At 50.8% G+C, this 22,574-nt stretch carries 21 protein-coding genes; 13 read left to right on the forward strand and 8 right to left on the reverse strand.

What is annotated here, in order from left to right; genetic code table 11:
* Nucleotides 1–77: 77 nt before the first annotated feature.
* On the forward strand, nucleotides 78–743 hold the full coding sequence (gene queE / locus AYJ59_RS09295) for a 7-carboxy-7-deazaguanine synthase (protein ID WP_127119946.1): 666 nt from the start codon (nucleotides 78–80) through the stop codon (nucleotides 741–743).
* Here queE and AYJ59_RS09300 read toward each other — a convergent pair.
* The gene (locus AYJ59_RS09300; RefSeq protein ID WP_237260316.1) at nucleotides 706–2,019 is read right to left on the reverse strand and encodes a D-alanyl-D-alanine carboxypeptidase/D-alanyl-D-alanine-endopeptidase; all 1,314 of its coding nucleotides are present in this window, start codon (nucleotides 2,017–2,019) and stop codon (nucleotides 706–708) included. The genes queE and AYJ59_RS09300 overlap by 38 nt on opposite strands.
* 246 nt (nucleotides 2,020–2,265) lie before the next feature.
* Here AYJ59_RS09300 and AYJ59_RS09305 point away from each other — a divergent pair, with 246 nt between their 5' ends.
* Both AYJ59_RS09305 and AYJ59_RS09310 read left to right on the forward strand, forming a co-directional pair.
* Nucleotides 2,266–2,916, forward strand: a complete 651-nt coding sequence (locus AYJ59_RS09305) for a DUF6475 domain-containing protein (protein WP_068648034.1) — start codon at nucleotides 2,266–2,268, stop codon at nucleotides 2,914–2,916.
* A gap of 3 nt (nucleotides 2,917–2,919) precedes the next feature.
* The gene (locus AYJ59_RS09310; RefSeq protein WP_127119947.1) at nucleotides 2,920–3,621 is read left to right on the forward strand and encodes a hypothetical protein; all 702 of its coding nucleotides are present in this window, start codon (nucleotides 2,920–2,922) and stop codon (nucleotides 3,619–3,621) included.
* Nucleotides 3,622–3,768: 147 nt separating this feature from the next.
* Here AYJ59_RS09310 and AYJ59_RS09315 read toward each other — a convergent pair whose 3' ends face one another.
* From AYJ59_RS09315 to ygiD, 3 genes are all read right to left on the reverse strand, one after another.
* Nucleotides 3,769–5,061 carry an NAD(P)/FAD-dependent oxidoreductase gene (locus AYJ59_RS09315; RefSeq protein ID WP_127119948.1) on the reverse strand — a complete coding sequence of 431 codons (1,293 nt, stop codon included), beginning with the start codon at nucleotides 5,059–5,061 and terminating at the stop codon, nucleotides 3,769–3,771.
* 412 nt (nucleotides 5,062–5,473) lie between these two features.
* Nucleotides 5,474–6,040, reverse strand: coding sequence for an elongation factor P-like protein EfpL (gene efpL, locus AYJ59_RS09320; protein WP_127119949.1), 567 nt, complete (start codon nucleotides 6,038–6,040; stop codon nucleotides 5,474–5,476).
* 171 nt (nucleotides 6,041–6,211) lie between these two features.
* Nucleotides 6,212–7,045 (reverse strand): 4,5-DOPA dioxygenase extradiol, encoded by an 834-nt coding sequence (gene ygiD / locus AYJ59_RS09325; RefSeq protein ID WP_127119950.1) that lies wholly within the window; start codon nucleotides 7,043–7,045, stop codon nucleotides 6,212–6,214.
* A gap of 244 nt (nucleotides 7,046–7,289) precedes the next feature.
* Between ygiD and AYJ59_RS09330 the strand changes: the two genes are divergently transcribed.
* Both AYJ59_RS09330 and AYJ59_RS09335 read left to right on the forward strand, forming a co-directional pair.
* A complete protein-coding gene (locus tag AYJ59_RS09330; protein ID WP_127119951.1) occupies nucleotides 7,290–7,739 on the forward strand; it encodes a MarR family winged helix-turn-helix transcriptional regulator in 450 nt (149 codons plus the stop codon).
* Nucleotides 7,740–7,790: 51 nt separating this feature from the next.
* Nucleotides 7,791–8,258, forward strand: coding sequence for a hypothetical protein (locus AYJ59_RS09335; protein WP_127119952.1), 468 nt, complete (start codon nucleotides 7,791–7,793; stop codon nucleotides 8,256–8,258).
* An 11-nt stretch (nucleotides 8,259–8,269) separates the two neighbouring features.
* On the opposite strand, the gene AYJ59_RS09340 is transcribed toward AYJ59_RS09335, so the two are convergent.
* Nucleotides 8,270–9,772 (reverse strand): sensor domain-containing diguanylate cyclase, encoded by a 1,503-nt coding sequence (locus AYJ59_RS09340; RefSeq protein WP_127119953.1) that lies wholly within the window; start codon nucleotides 9,770–9,772, stop codon nucleotides 8,270–8,272.
* Between the two features lie 209 nt (nucleotides 9,773–9,981).
* Here AYJ59_RS09340 and AYJ59_RS09345 point away from each other — a divergent pair, with 209 nt between their 5' ends.
* The 3 genes from AYJ59_RS09345 to AYJ59_RS09355 all read left to right on the forward strand — a co-directional run bounded on the left by AYJ59_RS09345 (nucleotide 9,982) and on the right by AYJ59_RS09355 (nucleotide 12,826).
* Nucleotides 9,982–10,530 (forward strand): peroxiredoxin, encoded by a 549-nt coding sequence (locus AYJ59_RS09345; RefSeq protein WP_206197870.1) that lies wholly within the window; start codon nucleotides 9,982–9,984, stop codon nucleotides 10,528–10,530.
* Between the two features lie 98 nt (nucleotides 10,531–10,628).
* Entirely contained in the window at nucleotides 10,629–11,963 is a 1,335-nt protein-coding gene (gene msrA / locus AYJ59_RS09350; RefSeq protein WP_127119954.1) for a peptide-methionine (S)-S-oxide reductase MsrA, read from the forward strand.
* Between the two features lie 5 nt (nucleotides 11,964–11,968).
* On the forward strand, nucleotides 11,969–12,826 hold the full coding sequence (locus AYJ59_RS09355) for a TIGR01777 family oxidoreductase (protein ID WP_127119955.1): 858 nt from the start codon (nucleotides 11,969–11,971) through the stop codon (nucleotides 12,824–12,826).
* Between the two features lie 31 nt (nucleotides 12,827–12,857).
* On the opposite strand, the gene AYJ59_RS09360 is transcribed toward AYJ59_RS09355, so the two are convergent.
* Complete coding sequence (locus tag AYJ59_RS09360; RefSeq protein WP_127119956.1) at nucleotides 12,858–13,802, reverse strand: LysR family transcriptional regulator; 945 nt, start codon at nucleotides 13,800–13,802, stop codon at nucleotides 12,858–12,860.
* A 134-nt stretch (nucleotides 13,803–13,936) separates the two neighbouring features.
* On the opposite strand from AYJ59_RS09360, the gene AYJ59_RS09365 reads away from it, so the two are divergent.
* From AYJ59_RS09365 to AYJ59_RS09385, 5 genes are all read left to right on the forward strand, one after another.
* Nucleotides 13,937–14,491, forward strand: coding sequence for a cytochrome b (locus AYJ59_RS09365; RefSeq protein ID WP_127119957.1), 555 nt, complete (start codon nucleotides 13,937–13,939; stop codon nucleotides 14,489–14,491).
* 60 nt (nucleotides 14,492–14,551) lie between these two features.
* Nucleotides 14,552–15,154, forward strand: a complete 603-nt coding sequence (locus AYJ59_RS09370) for a YceI family protein (RefSeq protein WP_029937625.1) — start codon at nucleotides 14,552–14,554, stop codon at nucleotides 15,152–15,154.
* Nucleotides 15,155–15,521: 367 nt separating this feature from the next.
* Entirely contained in the window at nucleotides 15,522–16,904 is a 1,383-nt protein-coding gene (locus tag AYJ59_RS09375; protein ID WP_127119958.1) for a DEAD/DEAH box helicase, read from the forward strand.
* A gap of 334 nt (nucleotides 16,905–17,238) precedes the next feature.
* Nucleotides 17,239–18,234 carry a cache domain-containing protein gene (locus AYJ59_RS09380; RefSeq protein WP_127119959.1) on the forward strand — a complete coding sequence of 332 codons (996 nt, stop codon included), beginning with the start codon at nucleotides 17,239–17,241 and terminating at the stop codon, nucleotides 18,232–18,234.
* A complete protein-coding gene (locus tag AYJ59_RS09385; protein WP_206197871.1) occupies nucleotides 18,149–19,387 on the forward strand; it encodes a methyl-accepting chemotaxis protein in 1,239 nt (412 codons plus the stop codon). The genes AYJ59_RS09380 and AYJ59_RS09385 overlap by 86 nt, the downstream gene beginning before the upstream one ends.
* A gap of 51 nt (nucleotides 19,388–19,438) precedes the next feature.
* On the opposite strand, the gene AYJ59_RS09390 is transcribed toward AYJ59_RS09385, so the two are convergent.
* Nucleotides 19,439–19,687: a DUF6868 family protein gene (locus tag AYJ59_RS09390; protein WP_029937622.1), complete on the reverse strand. Its 249-nt coding sequence runs from the start codon at nucleotides 19,685–19,687 to the stop codon at nucleotides 19,439–19,441.
* Nucleotides 19,688–19,705: 18 nt separating this feature from the next.
* Complete coding sequence (locus AYJ59_RS09395; protein ID WP_237260317.1) at nucleotides 19,706–22,324, reverse strand: putative bifunctional diguanylate cyclase/phosphodiesterase; 2,619 nt, start codon at nucleotides 22,322–22,324, stop codon at nucleotides 19,706–19,708.
* Nucleotides 22,325–22,574: the final 250 nt, after the last annotated feature.

The following is a 22,574-nucleotide window of genomic DNA, read 5'->3' on the forward strand; positions in this document are numbered from 1 at the left end:
TCATTATAGCATTTTCAAACCCTTTCATTGTAAAAATTAGCATCAAACCGCAACGAGAAATAACCGGGAAAGGCACCATGGGCTACCGAATTAAAGAAGCATTTTATTCACTGCAAGGAGAAGGATTTCATTCCGGCCGCCCGGCGATTTTCTGCCGTTTCAGCAACTGCAACCTCTGGACCGGGCGAGAAGCGGATCGAGCGCAAGCCGTTTGCCAATTCTGCGATACCGACTTTCTCGGCACCGACGGCCAAAACGGCGGACAATTTAAAACCGCTGACGACTTGGCTGAACACCTATTGACCCTCTGGCCGAAAACCCATCCAAGTAAAAACAACCAGGCCTGGCCAAATCCATTCGTGGTCTTAACCGGCGGCGAACCTCTGTTGCAGGTGGACCAAGCGTTGGTAGATACCTTTCATGAACACGGCTTTGAAATTGCGATTGAAACCAACGGCACCCAAAAAGCGCCGCAAGGCATTGACTGGGTTTGCGTCAGCCCGAAAGCCAAGGCCCCATTGATTTTGGATGCAGGGGATGAATTGAAACTGGTGTACCCGCAGGCCAACTGCCCGCCGGAAAAAGTCGCCGGTTTGGCATTCGACCATTTTTATCTGCAAGCCATGGACGATGCCGACCCAACGATTCAAGCCCGAAACCTCAAAGCCACTCTGGACTATTGTCTGGCGCACCCGCAATGGAAGCTCAGTTTACAGACCCATAAGATTCTGGGCGTTGACTGAGTAGCGCCGCCTCGTCCGCCAAACGTTGCTTTAATTGCAGTGCCACTTGGTTGCGATAATGAAACGGCACCTTCTGATTCACCAGCAAGGCAAACGGTGACCAGGCCTGGTCATTTTTGATGTAACCCGCCAAAGCACTGACCCCAATTAAGGTCCCGGTCTTGGCATAGATATCTGGCTCCACTTCCGGCAAAAGATCCTTCCATGGCCGGAAACGCTCCAACACATCCACCAACTGCCGCGCACTCAACCGATTTTTTCGCGACAGACCGGCGCCGTCTTCCAGATAAAAATCCCGCCAACCAAAACGGCGCTTCAAGCGACTGTTCAGCAACTGCTTCACCTTATCCGCCGTGGCCGGTTCGCCATAGGCCTCTGCCGCTAGCTTCAGCGCCAATTGATTGGCGATAAAATTGGTCGAATAACGCATCATCGGCGCCACCATTTCACCCAGCGTCAAGGAATTCAGGTGGCGATAACTCAATAACTCACGCAAGCCAGGACCTCTGGCTTCGGTCATAGGATGCCATTGCACATCATCCGCCACCGTCACGCCCTGCTGTTTCAAAAAAGCCCCCAACAATTCGGCAAAATAACGTTGCCCCAAACGGACATCCGGCCCCAGGTTAAAACGTCCATTGCTCAGATCGGTTTCATGACCAATCTCAACCGCCAAGCGCGTCAAAGGGGTTTGCGATTCGGCCGATACGATTTCACCGTCATCCGACTTCAAAAACAGCGTATTAAAATTCGCGGCCAACGCACTCGGATGCGCATCATAAGGATTCAGAGTATCGGTGGTGCCGGGCAAAACCAGGCCGGGCTGAAAATAACCGGCATCCAAATAAATCGCATCCAGATGCGACACGCCTCTATCCCCCAAGGCGGATCCCAAACGCGATGCGATGGTCTGCAATTCTTCCGACACCAAAAATGGGTCGCCATAGCCTTTGACCCACAAAATCACCGCGCCGTCCGACGCTCGTCTCACCACCCGAAAATCGGTTTTAAAACGGTGATCGCGCCCCCAGTGATCCAACGCCAAATAACCCGTTACCAATTTGGTGGTGGAAGCCGGAATCAATAACCGCTCCGCTTGATTCGACACCAACGGTTGCTCGGCAGCGTTCAGCAACAAGAGTCCCGAGGTCGGCCTTTTCGCCAGCTCCGACTCCAAAGCGGCGGCCGATGCCGTGAACGACACGAAGCAGGACAGCGCCAAGCCCGCAAGCACACGACCGGAAACCGGCCCGGTTCCAAACCTGCATATTGTCAAAAGCACTTTTTTCACGGACTTCCCTGCTTCGTTAAAATTTAAGTTTTCATTCTACTCGCTTTTGGCCGATGCCGACAGCAAAACCACCGCCAAAATACAATGACATTTTTCACCAGACCGGGTCGAATTTGAATACGAATTGAAACCACAGCATTGGGTGAAAAATGATAAGATAATTCGACATTCATCATACAAACTCAAACAACCAAAACCGTCATTGACACCGGAATTCGCTCAGGAACGCCTATGCAAGTACAAGACATGGAAAAGTTCTCGAAAATCCTCAGCTGGGTTTTCGCTTATTACGAAAAGGACTTAACCGACCTTACGTTTGAAATGTACTGGAACGGACTGAAAGACTATTCCATCGAACAGGTTCAAGAAGCGTTCAACGCCCACATGCAACACCCGGAAGAAGGCAAGTGGTGGCCGAAAGTCTCCGACATCATCAAACACTGCAAAGGCGGCACCCAAGACAACGCCTTGCGCGCCTGGAACGAAGTGGAAACCGCCATTCGCAAAGTCGGCGCCTATCAAGACGTGGTGTTTCACGATCCGCTGATCCATCACATCATTCATAAAATGGGCGGCTGGATGGCCATTTGCGACATTCCGGACGAAAAATCGCTGGTCTTTAAAGCCAATGAATTCAAAAACACTTACCGCGCCATGTACGGCACCCCGGCCCAGAATCAGCCGCCGGTAGAGTTGACCGGCATCATCAATGCCCAGAATTCAAAAATCGAAGGCGCGAAAAAGGCCCCGCCGGTTTTAATCGGCGACCCGAAAAAGGCGCGCGAAGTCATGAAACACCTCACCAGCCCCGACAAACTGATCACCATCAGCCGTACATCGCAAAAGCTGGCGCGTCAGTTGACCGAGCAATCCGCAGGATAAAGCATGAATATTCGTTTTGAAACCGAAGTGGCGGAAAAGCTTTCCATGCATGAAGCGATTTTTCTCGGCTGGCTACAATACAATTACACCCAATCACCGATTAAAACCGACGAACTGGAAAAGCTCTTTGCTTTCTGGCGTGACGAAGTACTTTATAAAGTATTGCTGAAACTGGAAGAACGGCAAATCATTCAGGTAAAACGCAATCTGGACGACTACTGCATCTTCCAGATCAACCCGAAAGCCTATCAGGAACAAACCGGCTTGACCCTACCCGCCGATGCGCAACTGCCGGCGAGCGAGGCTTTGATGGACGACAACCTTAAGAAACACCTCAAGCGCTTCCAAAGCACCGACTCGATTCTGAACAAAAAACTCAGTCAACTGATTCGAGAAAACAGTCAAGCCATGTTGCAATACGCCGAAGAGGAAGGCTTGTCACCGGAAGCGGCCAGTGCCAGCTTCGATAAATTCCTGCATTATGTCGCCGCCAACCCGGATCGCTTTTGGAACAGCGACTTGGTCGCCTATTGGCGCTTTTGGGTCAGCAACACCAAAGACAAGGTGCAAAACCAGCCAGGCCAACCCGGCACCGGCAAACGCGCCGCCATTGAGCGCTCCGTGCAAAGTGCCGCCAACAACTGGTTGAAAAAGAAAGCGCAAGACCCACAACTCTATCAATCGGTGAAAATCACCCACGAATAACCCGCTCGACCGCGAGTTATCACCATTCTCCAAAACCGCCAGGCCTGGCGGTTTTCTCGACATTTTACACGCCTAAAAAAACCCGCCGAAGCGGGTGTTGAAAACGCTTTCCGAACACGGAAAGCGTGGCTTAGGAAGCTCGCGAGTCTACTTGAACAAAGAACCGGTAATCCCGGCATACCAACCGTGCGCCGAACGCGCTTCCTTGGCAAAACTGCCGTCTTTCGGGAAGAGACCACCGCTGGTTTTAACGATTTTGCTTTGTTCCAACTTATAACCTGCCGCCACGGAAATGCCGTAATCCGGCGTCACCAATGAATAACACTGATTCCCCATCGTCGCATTGGCATTCGGCTGATGACCGGCCAACAAAGCGGCAACAGCCGCTCCGCACACCATGCCTTGCGAATTCGCCGAGAAACCGGACTTCGGCATCGGGCTGGCCACACTGGCATCCCCCAACACATGAATGTTCGGCACCAAAGTGGATTCAAACGTTTCCTGATTCACCGGACACCAGCCGGACGCATCGGTCAAGCCCATGCGTTTCGCCGTCGTGTTCGCGGTTTGCGACGGAATGTAATTCACCACATCCGCTTTAATCGTCTGACCATTAGCGGTAACCACTTCCTTGGTTTTCGGGTCCACACGAGTCACTTCACCGCCGTTCGATTTCGAAACCCATTCAATCATCGCATCATCCGAACCGTAACCGTAATATTCTTCCCAACCGGCAGTGAACATACCTTGTTTCGAGAACTTGTCTTTTGAATCCAGAATAATCAATTTCGCTTTCGGTTTATGCGCTTTCATGAAGGTCGCAATCATACTGGCACGCTCATAAGGCCCGGGAGGGCAACGGAACGGGTTCGGCGGCGCCGCCATCACCATCACCCCATTGTCGGGCATCGCCTGCAATTGAGATTTCAAAATCAACGTTTGGTAACCCGCTTTCCAGGCATGCGGCACTTGATATGCCGTCGATTCATCCAACCCCTCGATGGTATCCCACTTGAAGGAAATGCCTGGCGAGACCACCAAGCGGTCATAAGCCAACGGTTTCGAGGCCATGGCCAAACGCACCAACTGCTTGTCCGGATCGACACCGATGACTTCATCGTGCACAACGTTGATGCCGTGCTTTTGCTGCAGCGTCTTATAATTGAACGTAATGTCGTCGATGCCGACAATTCCGCCCAGCACCCAGTTACTGCCGAAGCAGGTTGAATAATCGGCGTTCTTTTCGACCAGCGTCACCTCAATATTCGGATTGGCTTTCTTGATGTTCTGAGCGGCGGAAATACCGCCCGGCCCACCACCGACCACGACCACTCGCCCAGCCGAAGCCGGTCCGGAACGGACTGCGGCGGCCGTACTGCAACCGGTGAGTAAGCTGGCGCCCGCCAGGGCGCCCAGTTTTAACAGGTCTCTTCGTTTCATATACCGTTTTCCTCTTTGATTATGGTTATGTTTCCCGCTGGCCGATTCAACAGACACGGGATAAGGGTTGAGACGCAACGCCTTGTCTAAAGTGCTTATCGTGCGCAACCAAACGTTCGCACCTTTTCAAACAGTTTCAAATTTCAAAAAGATACGATAAACAACTTAGCCTTGGCGCCATTTTAGATGCAAATAGTTTTTATTTATGCTGAATAAACCCTATCAATGCAAAGGAAATAAACGATTTTGTGAAATCAAGATCAGGCCGAAATGTGCAGATAAAAAGATAGAAAAAACAATGCGAAATCAGAATTGTGCAAGAAATTTGCAAAAAAAGCGTTCTAAACCAACACCTTTTAAGCAAACTCTAATATAAAAAATTTCGAAGACGGTCGACGGTATTCTCAGCGGATTAAGCGCGACTCATGTACTTGCCGGTCTCGGAGTTCACCTTTACGGTTTCACCCGGTTCGATGTATTCCGGAATCTGGATTTCCAAACCGGTACTCAAAGTCGCCGGTTTGGTTCGGCTGGTGGCGGATGCACTTTTCATGCCCGGCGCCGTCTCGACAATTTCCAACGCGACGGCAATCGGCAATTCAATCGCAATCACCTGTTCGTCCAGCACCAAGGCTTCAATCCCTTCCAGCGCCTCATACAAATAGCCGGTTTGGCCTTCCAAGTCTTCCGGCGACATGGTGTATTGCGAAAAGTCCTGCAAGTTCATGAACACATAGTTTTCACCGTCCATGTAACTGAACTGCACCGGCACCCGCTGGCAGTCGAGCTCCTTCAAAAAGTCGTCGCCCTTGAAGGACTCATCCAGCTTCTGGCCGGTTTTGACGTTATTGAAACGCACTTTATACAGAGTCGCCGCGCCACGTGACGACGGGCTTTTGCAATCGACGGTTTTCACCACATACGGCTGGTCGTTAATCTCAACCACCATGCCTTTTTTCAATTCATTCGCTTTTGGCATATTTCGTTTTCGCTCTTTTTAGGATTCGCACCCGCGCTCAATCCAAGCATCACGGCGGGCCCAGAGCATTATATTTTCTCGAACGCTCAAGCGACAACAAAAAAGAGCCAAACAAGTTAAAACCCAAAACAAATCAAATTCACCAAATTCACCAGGCCTGGTAGTTTCTGATTAACTCGGCAGATACACGAACGACAACATCGACACCGAGCTCATGTCGATAACATCATTGAAGAAATACACCTCATCGCGCACATCGCGAAGTCCCAAGCTGTATAAAAGCGGTAAATAGTGATCATAGGTCGGGTGCGCCTGTTTTCCTAAAGCGCCAAAGCCTTTGAAATCAATCAAAGTCGCATCGTCCCGCTCCGACACCGCCATTTTGACCCGCTCATTGAATTCCAACGCCCAGTCAAAGGCGGGCTTCTCTTGCCATTGGACCTGCGACAGATTATGCACCACATTACCGCTGGCCATCACCAGAACGCCCCGCTTGCGCAGGTCCTTCAAACGTGCCGCCAATTCATAATGAAACGCCGGTGGTTTTCGATAATCGATACTGAGTTGATACACCGGCACCTCCGCCTTCGGAAACATCGACAACAACACCGACCAGGTCCCGTGATCCAAGCCCCACTCGTCGGTCAGGGTCACTGTGTCTGGTGCCAGCTGTTGGGTCTGTTCGGCCAAGGCCGGCGCGCCATCACTCGGATATTGTTGCTCGAACAAGACGGGGGGAAAACCATAAAAGTCATGAATGGTTTCCGGTTTGGGCGCCGTCAACACCTGAGTTTTGCCCGGCGTAATCCAATGCGCTGAAATCGATAAAATCGCTTTCGGTTTCGGCAATGCCTGGCCGATAGCTTGCCAATTTCGGGTGACATCGTTTTCCGTAACCGCATTCATCGGGTTACCGTGCCCAACAAACAAAACAGGCATGGTCTGTGGCGTTTTTTCGAACCGACTTAAATGGTTCATCAGGGTTTGCAAGGAATAGTGACTCATGGGCTTTCTCGAAATATTTTCTGGGGTATATGGGATTATGTTGAGTTATGTTTGGTTAAAGCCTATTACGCCAAAAAACGACGCCGGAATAAAGTGGCTATTCGGCACAACAGTCTTTCCAAATAAAGCTTAATCACCCTCACCTTAAATCTATTATTGACATATAGATCCCAAAACACCGCCTATATTGACAACTGGTTTTCATTATGTAAACTAGTTGTCAACATGGTATTCAGGAGGTCACATGCCAAACAGCAAGCAAACGCTCATTACCGATACGGTTATTCAGATATTTCGTGCCAACGGACAACTGCTTCATTGGGGAGACGGATTGACCGGGCAATTCGGCCTAACCAGTGCGCGGTGGCAAATGCTGGGGGCTTTGGTGTTTTCGGATCACCCGATGACCGCCCCGCAAATGGCGAACAGCATGGGCGTCACCCGTCAAGGCGCGCTGAAGCAATTGAACCTGCTGGAAGCGGAATCTCTCGTGGCAAAACACCCCAACCCGATGAACAAGCGTTCACCGCTTTACCAGCTCACCGACGAAGGAAAAGCCCGCTATCAGCAGATACAGAACGGTTGGCATCGCCACTTGGAAAACATTGAACAAGCTTTTTCCTCGACCGATTTACAAACAACACTAAGGGTGTTGGAAAAACTGAAAGACTTACACGAAACACCACCGGCCTAATTGCGCTAAAAAAACCGGTAAACACCACCTCAACACGAAAAGGAACATACCATGACACGATGGATACACATTACCAGTGCCAGTCTCGCCTGGTGCTTGATTTTGATTTTTTGGACCAGCACCCTGCTGTCGGAAACCCTTGGCGGTCCAGATGACATTCAATTCGTCAAAACATATATTCTCTATGGGATGACGATTTTGATTCCGTCGATCATCACCGCCGGCATCAGTGGATTTCGCCTGAGTTGCGGCCGCCAAAATCGTCTGATTGAGCGCAAATTGAAACGCATGCCCATCATTGCCTTGAACGGCCTGCTGATTCTGTTACCGTCGGCGGTGTTTCTCGCCCACAAAGCGGATATCGGTGAGTTCGACGAACTGTTTTACGGTGTTCAAATGCTGGAGTTGACCGCAGGCCTGGTCAATTTTTATCTCATGACATTGAATGCCCGCGACGGCCGACGGTTAAGCCGACCGGATACCAATCAAAACCACGCCTCCATTGCAGAAAAACGCTAGTCGATTACGCATCAATGTTCGACGCGATTACGTCCGGATTGCTTGGCTTGATACAGCAGCTTGTCCAACTGTCCCTGTACGTCTTTAGGTGTGTGCTGAGCGTGCAGTTGAACCACACTGATACTGATGGTGAATTGGATGTCATGCGTCCAAGTAATCTGTTCAACACCGAGGCGTAAGGCTTCAGCCTTTTCAACCGCCTCTCGCAACCCGACCTTACGTAAAATCACCGCGAACTCTTCACCGCCCCAGCGAACCAAATCATCATCGGAACGAATGTGGTTGCGTACAAATCGCGTCAACCCTTTGAGAATCTCATCCCCCACCAAATGGCCGTGGGTGTCGTTGATTTTCTTGAAATGGTCAATGTCGTAAAACAAAATCGACACCGGTTCGCGACGGTCAAGCTGTTGAATCAACCAATACAACTGCTTATTGAAATAACGGCGGTTATAGGCCTTGGTCAGTTCATCCACTTCACTGGCGTGCCTGATGACTTTGTTTTTATGCTGCAGTACATCAATTTCATTCAACGTCGCTATCAAGCGACGGCTGTAACTGCGCAAAATCAAATACAGCAAGACCAGAAAGACCAACAAGGCCGAACCGCTTAAAATGATTTGCCCCCAGAGGTTTCGCAAATGGGTTTGATAGAAGTCGGTGATGTCTTCCAGCATCTGAAACTTGGCGACCGGCTCACCATCAAAAGACCCGAGATGCACACCGGTCACCACCAGATAGGTCCGATCATGCCGGTGTATCAGTTGAGAAACTTTGTTTTCGTCCACGGGCAGATGGTTGAAAATCGGATCGGTATAAACCACAGAATAGTCACCGACAATCGGATACGTTGCTTTGTGTTCCAAGGGCTGCAATTTCTCGGACTTGACCAGTACCTGCGATTTGATGGCAAACTGATGATTCAGACGATGGATGAAATATTCCGGGCGCACCCCGAATTCCAATACGCCGAGATAATGTTTATCGGCGTCAAACAACGGGCTGGTGATGCGATACGCAAACCCGTTGCGGCCGGTCTCAAAGCCACTGGCCTGTTTACGGCTTTGATTGACGGCCGCCACAATCGGGCGCACTTCCGTCAAATCGTCACCAGCGAACTCAGGACGGTGCATCCGCAGAATGGTGACATTATTGGGGTCGATAAAATGCATGACGAACAGATTCGGTTGCAACTGCCGCATCGCATCGTATTCCGGTTTGAGAAAATCGTAGAGCGCTTGGCGGTTTTGCGGGTGAACCAACTCAGTCAATTGCGGGTTTTGACCATAGTGCAATAACAGAAAGTTATAACTTTCCTTCAGGTGACGTTCCATATCATAAAAGGAACCGCGCACGCCTTCCGACAGGGTTTGAATTTTCTGGTCGAAACGTTTTTCGGTTTGCTCAACCCCGACATACAATTGAAAACACAGGGCGCCCGCGCCTATCAAGGCAATGGCCCAGTAATACACCCAATGCCATCCGGAATTGGGATTCACCCTTGCTTTGATCATCGCCAAACCCTTTGATTTTAAATTGAAAAACGTTTCAAACTCTTCAAATCGTTCGTGGTTTTAAGTATAACAATTTTTGTCTCATCGCGAACAAAAAACCATTATGTCCCCTTGCTCCCACTATGACCCACTTCTCCTCTTTACAGCGGCCACCGAACCTGTAAGATGGAACCTATATTCATTCCTACCGATTACAACGAGGCCATCGGATGACACCACGATTCGCGCTTTACTGGACACCCCTGACAATGCTTTTCCTGGCGTTTTGTTTCACTCCTTTCGCTTGGAGTGCGTCACTCGCCGTCGGCGAAAGTGCACCGGATTTCGCCTTAACCAATCAAAAAGGCGACACTGTCCGTTTATCGGATTACCGGGGTCAATGGGTCGTCTTGTATTTTTATCCAAAGGACGACACGCCCGGCTGCACCACCGAAGCCTGTAGTTTTCGCGACAATATCAACCGCTTGATTCAACGTCAGGCGGAGATTCTCGGTGTCAGCCTGGACGATTCCGCCAGCCACCAAGCCTTTGCCGAAAAACACCAACTGCCGTTTAACCTGCTGTCCGACCCGGACGGCAAAGTGGCCGAACAATATGGTTCGCTCGGCGACTATTTTTTATTCAAACTGGCGAAACGTCACAGTTTCATCATCAACCCGGATGGAAAAATCGTTAGAATTTATCGTGATGTCGACCCGGAAGCCCACGTCGCCATCGTATTAAAAGATTTAACGACGCTGCAAAAAGATTCGCGTTAAATCGATTCAGCATCGTCAGGGTTCCTCAAGCAATCCGGGGAAAGATTTCACGCTTGCCGCGGTCTAATGAGTAAACGGATACAGAAAAAGGAACCGCCATGTTACGCAAACTGTTAACCCTACTGGCTCTCGCCGCCACCCTGTCGGTAAGTGCCTGTGCCAAGGAGCCGGAAATGAACACGCCAACTGCCGAAAACACCGATTACATCGTTCTGGGAATGGGTTGTTTCTGGGGCGCCGAAAAACGCATGAGTGAAATTCCCGGGGTCGTTGACGTCGAAAGCGGCTACGCCGGCGGTGATGCCGAAAAGGCCGGTTATTACGACGTGCTCGGCCTGGAAAAAGAAATCCGCTACGGCAAAACCGACCAGCGCAACCATGCCGAAGTCATCAAGGTCACCTTCGATCCGCAAACAGTCGATTTGGAAACCATTCTGATTCATTTTTGGGAAAATCACGATCCAACCCAAGGCGACCGCCAGGGCAACGATGTCGGCACCAATTACCGCAGTGCCATCTACACCCATAACGACGCGCAAACCGCCGTCGCCAAACAGACCGAAGCGGCCTACCAAAGCGCTCTGACACAGGCCGGTTACCCGAAAATCACCACCGAAATCGCGCCGTTGCACAACTACATTACTGCCGAGGAATACCATCAGGATTATTTGCAGAAAAACCCCAACGGCTACTGTGGTCTGGGCGGCACCGGCGTGAAATACCCCGGCGACGGCAAATCACCGATGCCGAAAAGCGAACCGCCGGCCCCGCGCTTGCAAGGCAGTGATTTGAATCAAACGCGCCAGCTGGTGGTGTTCGAGGCCGAAGACTGCGCTTTTTGCAAACAGTTCAAAGCGGAAATCCTCGACGACTGGCAAGCCGATGTGGACGTCACCACCACCTTGAACCCCAATCCGCCGGAAGGCTGGACACTGGAAAAAACTTTATTCGCCACCCCGACCATCGTGTTGTTTGAAGACGGCCAAGAGGTATCGCGATTCACCGGTTATAACGGCGATAAAGCCCGTTTCTGGAAATGGATCGGCTTCCGCTTGCTGACGCCGGAACAACGCCGAATCGCCTTCGAGCAAGGCACAGAACAGGCCTTTACCGGTTCGCATCTCGATGAAAAACGCCCCGGCACCTTTGTGGACCTCATCACCGGCGCCGCGCTGTTCCGCAGCGACACCAAATTCGAGAGCGGTTCCGGGTGGCCGAGCTTTTTCAATCCAGTGGAAGGCGCCATCACCGAACATGAAGATTTCAGCCACGGCATGCACCGCATTGAAGTCCGCAGTGCCAGCTCCGGCATCCACTTAGGCCACGTGTTCAACGACGGCCCGCCGCCGACCCATAAGCGCTACTGCATCAACGGCAATGTGCTGAAATTCGTGCCGGATCCACCGGAAAACAGTTCGAACAACACGGAGTAATCCGCATGCGCATCGTGATTTTGGGCGGCACCGGCCTGGTCGGTTCTTACCTGAAACCGCAACTCGAACGGCATGGCCATAACGTCAAAGTTTATGGTCGTGAGGCGTTCGATCCCGGATTTGACTTGGCAGCCGAACTCAATGGCCTCGACTGCCTGATACAACTGAGCGGGGCCAATATCGGCCAACGTTGGACCGCCGCACACCAAAAACGCATTTGGACAAGCCGGGTGGATGTCAACCACCAACTGGCCAAAGTGCTGCAATCGCTGGACGAACCGCCTAAACGGGTCATCGCCGCTTCGGCCATCGGTTTCTATCCGGAATCCGATTGCGACCATCCATTGGACGAATCGCACACCGACGCCGGACAGAATGCTTTCGGCGATTTGGTCCAGGCCTGGGAAAAAGCCACCCAGAAACTCGCCGCACCGGAGCGACTGGTCACCTTTCGGTTCGGCGTCGTGCTGGCGGCGCATGGCGGCGCTTTGGGGAAAATGCTGCCCGCGTTTAAACTGGGGCTCGGCGGCCCGATTGCCGGTGGCCAGCAATGTTTTTCCTGGGTGCACATTGATGACCTGACACAAGGATTTTTATTTGCGCTCGACCATCCGGAGATGCACGGCACCTTCAACCTCACCAGCCCGCAACCGGTCTCGCAAGCCGAATTCGGTCGTCAATTGGCCCACCGGCTACACCGCCCTTTCTGGTTGCCGGTTTTCCGCTGGCAATTGCGGTTACTGCTCGGTGACGGCGCACAGGTGCTGACCGTCAGCCAAGCGGTGGTGCCCAATCAATTGACGAAAGCCGGATTCCGCTTCCAATACCCAACGCTCGATAAAGCGCTTGAGAACCTTTTCTGAAAAACCGCCAGGCCTGGTCATAAGGCGTGTTTTACTCGTGAATGGATGACGACGATTTTATAGCCGCCTTTTTACCTTTCGGGCTGAAATGTTCGGTCAATAAATCCACAAAAGCGCGAACCTTGGCCGACAAATAGTGACGATGCGGAAACACCGCATACACACCATGAGGCGGCAGTTCGTATTCGGCCAACACCTCAACCAGTTCACCCTGCTCAATCAAAGGCTGACAGAGAAATTCCGGCAAACGCCCGATGCCGACGCCGGCACTGACCAACGTCTGCTGCATCTGCAGGTTATTGGTTTCGGCAATATGCCCGATATCGACATTGATGACCTCGCCTTTTTCATTCACATATTCCCAGGTAATCGGCACCTGGTTATACAGGTACTTCACCGCCTGATGCGTGCGTAAGTCATTCGGGTGCTGCGGTGTACCGTGTTCGTCGAGATACGCTTGCGTGGCCACCGTAATCATTCGAAACGAGAGTATTTTGCGGCTAATCAGGTTGGAATCCTTCGACTCTCCCATCCGCACCGCCAGGTCAAAACCTTCGCCAGCCAAATCCACCAGACGACTGCTGAAATCCACATTGAGTTTGATGTCCGGATAACGCTGCATATACGTCGCCACCACCGGCAATAGGTGCGATTGGCCGAAACTGGCCGGCAAACTCACTTTCAAACGCCCCACCGGCTTTTGCTGCAAGGTGTCGATGCTCATTTCGGCTTCACGCGCTTCCATCAAGAGGCCGCGTGTTTTTTCGAAATAGACCCGTCCGATGTCGGTCAAACTCAAACTGCGGGTGGTGCGATTCAACAAGCGTGCGCCCAGCCGCTCTTCCAAACGGGTGACTTCCTTACTGATATACGACACCGAATGCCCCAACACCGACGCCGCTTCGGTAAAACTGCCGGATTCCACCACCTGCACAAAGGTACTGATGCCTTCCAAACTGTCGTGACGGTTTTTCATAAGCCTGCTCGATTGTTCTTTATTTGGAAAAAGTCTTTTTATTATTTAACCATTCTAAACCATACAACAACAATGTACGCTATTCATAACGCTGAAACGCAATACAAACTCGAACCGAACACAAAGGCAGGCACATGAAATTAACCAACAGTTTTTCCGGCTATGGCTGGATCAGCATCGCACTGCACTGGTTCATCGCCGTGGGGGTCATCGGCTTGTTTGCACTGGGTCTGTGGATGGTGGACCTGAGTTTTTACAGCCCCTGGTACCACGACGCCCCGGCGATTCATAAAAGCCTTGGGGTCTTGTTGGTCGGCTTGATGGCGTTGCGTCTGGTGTGGCGTTGGATCAACCCAACCCCACAACCACCCGCCAACCATTCCCGGTTCGTCACCTTCGCCGCCCACAGTGCGCATGCATTGTTGTACTTGCTGGTGTTTGCCTTGGGGGTGAGCGGGTATTTCATTTCCACCGCGGAAGGTCACGGCATCGAGGTATTCAACTGGTTTACCGTGCCGGCCTATCCGCTGGGCATTGAAAACCAGGCCGACATCGCCGGCGAATTCCATTATTGGATTGCCGTTACCTTAATCGCACTGGCGTGCGTACACATGCTGGCGGCACTGAAGCATCATTTCATCGACAAAGATGTCACCTTGAAACGCATGCTGAAAGCCACCGACGAATAACAACTTTATGAACCATCAAACACAACGTTATCTTAAAACACTATTGAAAGGAGAATCCTTATGAACACCCTCACTTGGCTTAAACGCACTTTCTTGGCCACCGGCCTTTCCATCGCCTCTCTGGGGCTGTCGGCTACGGCTGTCGCCGCACCGGCCAATTACCAAATCGACACCAAAGGCATGCACGCCTCGGTGAATTTTAAAATCCAACACTTGGGCTACAGTTGGTTGACCGGTCGTTTCGACCAGTTTGGCGGCACTTTCGTGTACGATTCCGAAAAGCCATCCAACAGTAAAGTGGATGTCAGCATCGACACCGACAGTGTCAACACCAACCATGCCGAGCGCGACAAGCACTTGCGCAGCGGTGACTTTCTGGACGTGAAGAAATTCCCGAAAGCGACCTTCGTCAGTACGGAAATCACCGAAAACGCCGACAAAACTCTGACCGTCAAAGGTGACCTCACATTGCACGGCGTCACCAAACCGATTGAAATCCAAGCCAGCAAAGTCGGCGAAGGTAAAGATCCTTGGGGCGGCTACCGTGCCGGGTTCACCGGAACCACCTTAATCAAACTGGCGGATTATGGCATTACGTATAATCTGGGGCCGGCGTCCACGGAAGTCTACTTCCAACTAAACCTGGAAGGCGTTCGTCAGTAAGGGCTTATCGTAAAGGCTTTCTTATAGAAAGCCACGTTATAAGCTTTAATCGAATCGAATAATACATAAAAGAGTCTCCTAAGACGTTACCGCTGGCCTCCCCCGAACCAGCGGTTTTTTTATCGATTTCCAAAACCCATCACCGCAACACGTAACCTTTTCACCAGGCCTGGTGACTTTTGTATCTCCCCGATAATCAACAACTTAATACTTTCCCAATCAAAGCGCCATCGAACTAAACATCGCTTTATTCCTCAAATTAGGGTAAGCTAGGTTCCCTTTTCGATGCAAATGCCTCGATTCATTTCTGTTTGACTCTGTTTGACCGAAACAACGCCTTACGCAACCCTTATGAGATCCATCTTTTATGAGCTTTAACGCCCTTGGTTTATCCACCCCCATTCTTGACGCCATTCAACAGCAAGGTTATGAAACACCGTCCCCGATCCAGCAACAAGCGATTCCCGCCGTTCTGGAAGGACGAGACGTCATGGCCGCGGCCCAAACCGGCACTGGCAAAACCGCCGGTTTTACGTTGCCAATATTGGAACGCTTATCAAAGGGGCCGTCTCCTAAAGCCAACCAAGCGCGCGCTTTGATTCTGACGCCCACACGTGAACTGGCGGCCCAAGTGGCCGACAGCGTGGCCACTTACGGCCAACATTTACCGCTCAAATCCACTGTGGTATTCGGCGGCGTCAAAATCAATCCGCAAATGATGCGCCTGCGCGGTGGCGTGGACATTCTGATTGCCACGCCCGGCCGTCTGCTCGACTTGCACAGCCAAAACGCCGTCAAATTCGATCAATTGGAAATACTCGTATTGGATGAAGCCGACCGGATGCTCGACATGGGCTTCATTCACGATCTAAAACGCATTGCCCGTCTGTTACCGAAAGACCGTCAGAATCTATTATTTTCAGCGACCTTTTCCAACGACATTCGAAAGCTGGCGCAAAGCTTCGTTCAAGACCCGGTGGAAATTTCCGTCACACCCCGCAATTCCACCGCCGAAACCGTGGCTCAGCAAGTTTACCCGGTCGACAAAAACCGCAAATCCGCACTGTTGATTCATTTAATTCAAGAACATAAATGGTTTCAGGTATTGGTGTTCTCCCGTACCAAACACGGCGCCAACCGCCTGACGCGTCAGCTGGAAACCAAAGGCATCCGCGCCGCTGCCATTCACGGCAACAAAAGCCAAGCCGCCCGAACGCGCGCCTTGAGTGAATTCAAGGACGGCAAAATTCAGGTACTGGTCGCCACCGACATTGCCGCGCGCGGGTTGGACATCGACCAACTGCCGCAAGTCATTAACTTCGATTTGCCCAATGTGGCCGAAGATTACGTCCACCGCATCGGTCGTACCGGTCGCGCCGGTGCCACCGGGCAAGCCATCTCACTGGTCAGTGCCGATGAAATCAAACAACTGTCTGACATCGAAAACCTGATTCAAAAACAAATTCCCCGTCATATTGAAGACGGTTTTGAACCCGAAACCGACTTGCCGGAAACCCGTTTGAACCACCGTCCGAAAAAGCCAAAAAAACCGAAGAAGCCCAAAAAAACCAACGCTCCTCAAGGCCAAACAGCGAATGAAGGTGCTACAAACGACACCCCATCCAACAAAAAACCGGCGCCTTCCCGAAGACGCAAACCCGCGTCCAACCGTAAGCCGTCTCAAAATCGTTCCGGCCAAAACCCATCCGGAAAACGGCCAAACCGTTCCCCCAAAAACACCCAGCATTGATTCATCAATTAATGATTTAAAACGCTTTCAAAACGCCCAGGCCTGGGCGTTTTTGACCTTTTCTGAATAAAAACCATTCCCGCTTCCATTTTTACCGTCACCTCCAAACTCGAACCAAAAAGATGACATCTCTGTAACATTTTGACTTAAAACGATTTTTTTCACTCAAAAACACCGAAAGGCTTCGTTTTCCAAAAATAATTGCGCTATAAAGAAAGTGACGAAAAACCTTATAAACATTAATAAATCAAACTTTTAGCAACCCAAAAAAACCTAATAAAAACAACATACTAAAAATTACGCACACCCAAGACAGAGTAATAGAGGCAGGCAAATGAACGGTTTAATGAATCTGACGATTAAAGCAAAACTCATCTTGTTGGTATTGGTGACCCTGGTCGGGATGTCATTCATCACCATTTACGACAGCATCACCGAAAAACAAATCATGATGGATGCCAAAAAAGAGCGCGTGGAAACCATCATCACCGGGATTTCATCGCAAATCCATGCCCTGCAGAACCAGGTCAAAGAAGGCAAGCTCACGATGGAGGCCGCCCAGAAAGAGGCCAAGGACATCGTCAGTTCGTTTCGCTACGATGGCAACAACTACGTCTGGATCAACGACTTTCATCCCAACATGATCATGCACCCGTTGAAACCCAGCCTGGACGGTTCCGACCTGAGCGAATACAAAGATAAAAAAGGCAATCTGCTGTTCGTCAATATGGCCAAAACCGCCGAAAAATCCGGTCAGGGCTATGTGGAATACTTCTGGACCAAGCCCAACCAAACCGTACCGGTACCGAAAATGTCGTTCGTGAAAGAAATTCCCGGCTGGAATTGGATTCTCGGCACCGGGATTTACATTGACGACGTCAACGAAGCCTTCTACGCCACACTCATCAGCCATTTCGTGATTCTGGCATTTTTAATCGCCATCAGCATCGGGGTCGCCTATTGGGTCTTCAACGCCATTAACCGTCCGTTGAAAGAAATGTCCTCAATCATGCAACGGGTCAGTAACGACGGCGACTTATCGCAAACCATTTCCATCCGCGGGAACGATGAAATCGGTCGCATTTCCGCCGACTTCAACCACCATATTCAGTTTCTCGCCAACACCATTGAAGAAATTCAATCGGTCATGGCCAACGTCGCTCGCGGCAATACCGATGTCTCGATTCACACCGAAATGAAGGGCGTGTTCGATGAATTGAAACAGGACGTCAATCAATCAATCGGTGCAAAACATCAACCAGACCATCGTCTTTTTGGATACCACCCTTTCATCTCTGTCAAAAGGCGAGTTCGATGTCCAAACCATTAGCGGGCTGGAAGGACGCTTCAAACACATTCTGGAAAACACCGAGTCGGTGGTAAACTCGTTGAAACTGTCCTTTGAGGAAATCAACCTGGTGATGTCGGAAATGAGCACCGGTAAATTCGACCGCCGCATCAGCATCGACGTCAAAGGCGAATTCGAAAAACTGGAACACAATATCAACCAGTCACTGGACTCGGTGGAAGAAGCCATTACTCATATTTCCGAAGCATTGAGTCGTCAGGCTTCCGGGAACTACGACCCGAAAAGCGACATTCAATTGACCGGCGACCTCAAACGCCTGGATTCCGCACTGCACACCACCTGTGACAAAGTCGGCACCACCATTTTGCAGATTAACCACAGTGCCGAAAGCGTTTCCCGCATGTCGGAAGAGCTGGCTCAAAGCGCCATGGCCTTCTCGGAAAAAACCCAGAACCAAGCCGCCACACTGGAAGAAACCTCCGCCTCGACGGAAGAAATCACCGCCACCGTCCGCCAGAACACCGATTCGGCCCGCAATGCCAATGCCCTGGCGCGTCAAGCGCAGGAAAAAGCTCACAAAGGCGCGCAAATCAATGAAGTGGCGGTTCAGTCGATGGATCAGATCACCGAATCCAGCAACCAGATTGCCGACATCATCACCCTGATTGACAGCATCGCTTTCCAGACCAACCTCTTAGCCCTGAACGCCGCCGTGGAAGCGGCACGTGCCGGCGAGCACGGGCGTGGTTTTGCGGTGGTCGCCGGTGAAGTGCGCAACCTGGCGCAAAAATCGGCTGATGCCGCCCGCCAAATCAAAACCCTGATTGAAGACAGCGTGCAAAAAATCCACGAAGGCGCGGATTACGTCAATCAATCCAAGGAATCGTTGAGTGAAATCAACGAAGTCATCACCAAAGTGACCAGCATCATTTCCGAAATCACCACCTCGTCGGAAGAACAGGCCAAGGCTGTGGAGCACATCAACCAGGCCATTGTCAGCCTGGACAAAGACACCCAGCAAAATGCCTTGATTGTGGAGCAAACCGCGCAGAACGCGCAGCAAATGAAAGAAGCGGCCTATCAGATGAGCCGCCAGGTGGATTTCTTCAAAGTCAGCGGCGATTCGGTACCACGCTTAAGCGACGAGACCGACGTCGACAACAAAATCGACTAACCCTTGAACCGAACTGTTTGTAAAAACCGCCAGGCCTGGCGGTTTTTGCCCTTAACGGCTTTGCAGAATCAACAGCGATAAATACGGCACCAGGCAAAACAAAATAATCGCCAGCTTATAAATCGCCATCCCGATATAGTGAATACGGTCAAACGCCGCCCGATCCAACTCGAACCATCGGGTATGCAAGCGATAGATCACATCGTGAGCGCCGATAAACATCGCCGCCCACACAATCAACACCGCCCAATTCAACAGCACGCTCCAGCCTAAAAACGCTTGTATCGTCGCCAACTCCATCACGTCTCTCCTGTTGTTTTAAAGGGTTTGAATCCGTGTTTTGATGTCCGCATCCAACTGTTTGGAAAAATCCGGTTGCGGCGTGGCCAACAAATAGCCCTGCGCATAGTCAATGCCCAGGCTTTTGACCAAGTCGAGGGTTTCCTCGTTCTCGATGAATTCCGCAATGGTTTCAATGCCGAGCGATTTCGCCATCGACACGGCGCTTTCCACAAACGCCAAGTCGATCTCGTTTTTGGACATATTGTTGATGAACTCGCCTTCGATCTTAATGAAATCCACCGGGAAGCGCTTCAAATATTGGAAAGACGAAAAGCCGGAACCGAAATCGTCAATGGCGAAGCGGAAGCCTTCCGAGCGCAGTTCACGCACGAACTTCTCCAGCAAGGCCACATTGTGCACGGTTTCACGTTCGGTGATTTCAAACACAATGCGTTCGTGGTCGATCTGATAGGTTTCCGTCAAGCCCTGAATCCGTTGAATGAACTCACTGGCCACAATCGCTTTCGGCGACAGGTTAATAAACAGCACGCCCTCATAACCGGAACGGTTGGCATCCGCCAGGGCTTTATCAATCAGAATCATGTCCATCTGATTCACCAAGCCCATGTGTTCGGCGGTTTCAATAAAACGCCCGGCGCTGATGAGTTCATCATCCTGACGCAACCGCATCAAAAGTTCATGCACTTCGATTTCGCCGGTTTCCATACTGACAATCGGCTGATAATTCGGTTCGATCGGTTCGCCGGTTTCCAGCGCTTTCATGATGAACAGACTCTGGTCGTTGGATTCCTTGTAGACCTCCACCAAATCGGCTTCCTGCGGATACGAAATGGCATTTTTGCCGCTACCCTTGGCACGGTACAACATGTTGTCCGCCACCATGAACAAATCTTCCTTGTCGTGTGCATGATCCGGATACATACTGATACCGATGGAACAGGTAATGTGTACCGGCTGGCCGCTCGGTGCCAGCAACTCGATGCCGTGCGTCGCGTCCAGTACCTTGTGCGCCAGTTCCTGCACTTCCGCAAAACCGGTTTCCGGGAAAATCACACAGAATTCATCCCCTCCGTAACGTGCGAAAATATCCCCTTCCCGCAAAGCGTTTTTGGCCGCCAAGGCAAACTGTTGCAACACTTCGTCGCCAAACGCATGACCGAACTGGTCGTTAATCAATTTGAAATTATCGAAGTCCAATAACATCAAACCGAAATCGTAATGATGACGGTGTGCACGCCCCACCTCATAGGCCAACATCTCATGAAACACCCGCTGATTGAACAAATGCGTCAACGGGTCGCGCGTGGCGTAATATTCCAGCTCCTTGGTGAATTTGTTAATGGCCTTGATGGAGCCGATAACGTTCACCAGGGTGGTCAAAATACTTTCCACCACCACGGAACGGGAGGAATCTTTCGGCGGGAAAGTCTTAACCCCCAAACCAACCACTCCGCCGATTTTCGGCGTATCCAGAATCAAACTCTTGCTTTGCGTCTGGATGCGGTTCTCAACCGCCAGCGGCTCTTTGGTGGCATAGCTGTGATTGACCTTGAAGACCGAGCCCTGTTCGAAAATCGACACTTCGCTGAGAATTTGCTTGGCATGCACTTCCAGTTCTTTTTCAATGGCTTTTTCCGGTTTGCCCAACCAGAAAACTTCAATGACATACTGTTCTGCATCATCGGTCCGAAACACCACGAACAACGTGTACAACGGCAATATCTGGTTGATTTCCTCCATCAACAAACAGATGTGTTGTTTCCAGTCCTTGACAATTTCCGACGACAGCACCAGTTTGTCGAGCAACTGGATTTCAAAGTCGAGAATGTCGCGGTCAATGGCGATGTTCTTAATCTTGTCTCCCAGTTGATTCAAGCTGTCATTCAACTGGTCGAACTCGGTGTAATCGAACACCGATTTGCCGTGCGCCAACTTCTTCAAATCATCGATTTGATTGATGGACACCACCTGCTGGTTCAAATCATGCACACTGCGCAACAGGCTTTTCGAAAAACGTCGCCCCACCCACAGTGCCAATAACACCGGAATCGGCATCAACAGCAGCATCCAAACCAAAAATTCGTTGCGAGCTGGCTTCAACACCTGCCCGATGTTTTGCTCGATGCCCATCACCCCCAGCACATCCCCCACCTTCGCTTGAGTATGACATTGCAGGCAGGCGTTCTGCGCCACCAATGGTCGGAAGCTGCGCACCCACTCGTCCTGTTTGATTTGCATCGGCTTCTTCGATTTCAACACTTCCTGAAAAAACGGCTGCATGCTGTCCGACACGTCCGACGCCAGAAAGCCGAATTGACGATTGACAATATCCGAACGGTAAATCGAAAAGGTCATGTCGTGGTCCTGGTAAGTCTGCTTCAAATCCGCGCGGAATTTCAGCAATTGTTCACGGTTCCAACCTTTGCTCATCAGCTGATACATGTTATCGAACGACAGCTGACTCAGGCTTTCAGCGTTTTCCACGCTTTGCTCACTGAAACGCTGGGTGAAAATCTGTGATGCGGCAAACAAGGTGATGATGAAAACCGCCAGAGCGGTAATCAACGCTCCCGCCAACATGGTCTGTTTCAAGTTCTTTTTGTGTTTGGTTTTATGGGGAGTCAGTGGGTTCACATCGGGCCTGTTCAATCTTGTTTTATCAATTGTTCTATCAAAAATACGTAGTATATTTTGCAACGAGTATAACGCAATAGATGCCCGCCAGCTATCAAATAAAACTTAAGCTAAATCAATTATTTTTAAGAACAACATAAACGGCTTCTATCCTTGGATTTGGGCCACTATCAATCAGCATTCTGCCCAGGTCTGGTCAAAAACCACCTTGCCGTCCTGAAAAAAATAGATATGCTAAAAAAAGCAAATA

The organism is Thiomicrospira sp. S5 (assembly GCF_003991075.1).
GTDB classification, from domain to species: domain Bacteria; phylum Pseudomonadota; class Gammaproteobacteria; order Thiomicrospirales; family Thiomicrospiraceae; genus Hydrogenovibrio; species Hydrogenovibrio thermophilus.

Bases quoted from the DNA above. Each gene is read 5' to 3' on its own strand.
- queE (WP_127119946.1), top strand. From the start codon at position 78: ATGGGCTACCGAATTAAAGAAGCATTTTATTCACTGCAAGGAGAAGGA.
- AYJ59_RS09305 (WP_068648034.1), top strand. From the start codon at position 2,266: ATGCAAGTACAAGACATGGAAAAGTTCTCGAAAATCCTCAGCTGGGTT.
- AYJ59_RS09310 (WP_127119947.1), top strand. From the start codon at position 2,920: ATGAATATTCGTTTTGAAACCGAAGTGGCGGAAAAGCTTTCCATGCAT.
- AYJ59_RS09315 (WP_127119948.1), bottom strand. From the start codon at position 5,061: ATGAAACGAAGAGACCTGTTAAAACTGGGCGCCCTGGCGGGCGCCAGC.
- efpL (WP_127119949.1), bottom strand. From the start codon at position 6,040: ATGCCAAAAGCGAATGAATTGAAAAAAGGCATGGTGGTTGAGATTAAC.
- ygiD (WP_127119950.1), bottom strand. From the start codon at position 7,045: ATGAGTCACTATTCCTTGCAAACCCTGATGAACCATTTAAGTCGGTTC.
- AYJ59_RS09330 (WP_127119951.1), top strand. From the start codon at position 7,290: ATGCCAAACAGCAAGCAAACGCTCATTACCGATACGGTTATTCAGATA.
- AYJ59_RS09335 (WP_127119952.1), top strand. From the start codon at position 7,791: ATGACACGATGGATACACATTACCAGTGCCAGTCTCGCCTGGTGCTTG.
- AYJ59_RS09340 (WP_127119953.1), bottom strand. From the start codon at position 9,772: ATGATCAAAGCAAGGGTGAATCCCAATTCCGGATGGCATTGGGTGTAT.
- AYJ59_RS09345 (WP_206197870.1), top strand. From the start codon at position 9,982: ATGACACCACGATTCGCGCTTTACTGGACACCCCTGACAATGCTTTTC.
- msrA (WP_127119954.1), top strand. From the start codon at position 10,629: ATGTTACGCAAACTGTTAACCCTACTGGCTCTCGCCGCCACCCTGTCG.
- AYJ59_RS09355 (WP_127119955.1), top strand. From the start codon at position 11,969: ATGCGCATCGTGATTTTGGGCGGCACCGGCCTGGTCGGTTCTTACCTG.
- AYJ59_RS09360 (WP_127119956.1), bottom strand. From the start codon at position 13,802: ATGAAAAACCGTCACGACAGTTTGGAAGGCATCAGTACCTTTGTGCAG.
- AYJ59_RS09365 (WP_127119957.1), top strand. From the start codon at position 13,937: ATGAAATTAACCAACAGTTTTTCCGGCTATGGCTGGATCAGCATCGCA.
- AYJ59_RS09370 (WP_029937625.1), top strand. From the start codon at position 14,552: ATGAACACCCTCACTTGGCTTAAACGCACTTTCTTGGCCACCGGCCTT.
- AYJ59_RS09375 (WP_127119958.1), top strand. From the start codon at position 15,522: ATGAGCTTTAACGCCCTTGGTTTATCCACCCCCATTCTTGACGCCATT.
- AYJ59_RS09380 (WP_127119959.1), top strand. From the start codon at position 17,239: ATGAACGGTTTAATGAATCTGACGATTAAAGCAAAACTCATCTTGTTG.
- AYJ59_RS09390 (WP_029937622.1), bottom strand. From the start codon at position 19,687: ATGGAGTTGGCGACGATACAAGCGTTTTTAGGCTGGAGCGTGCTGTTG.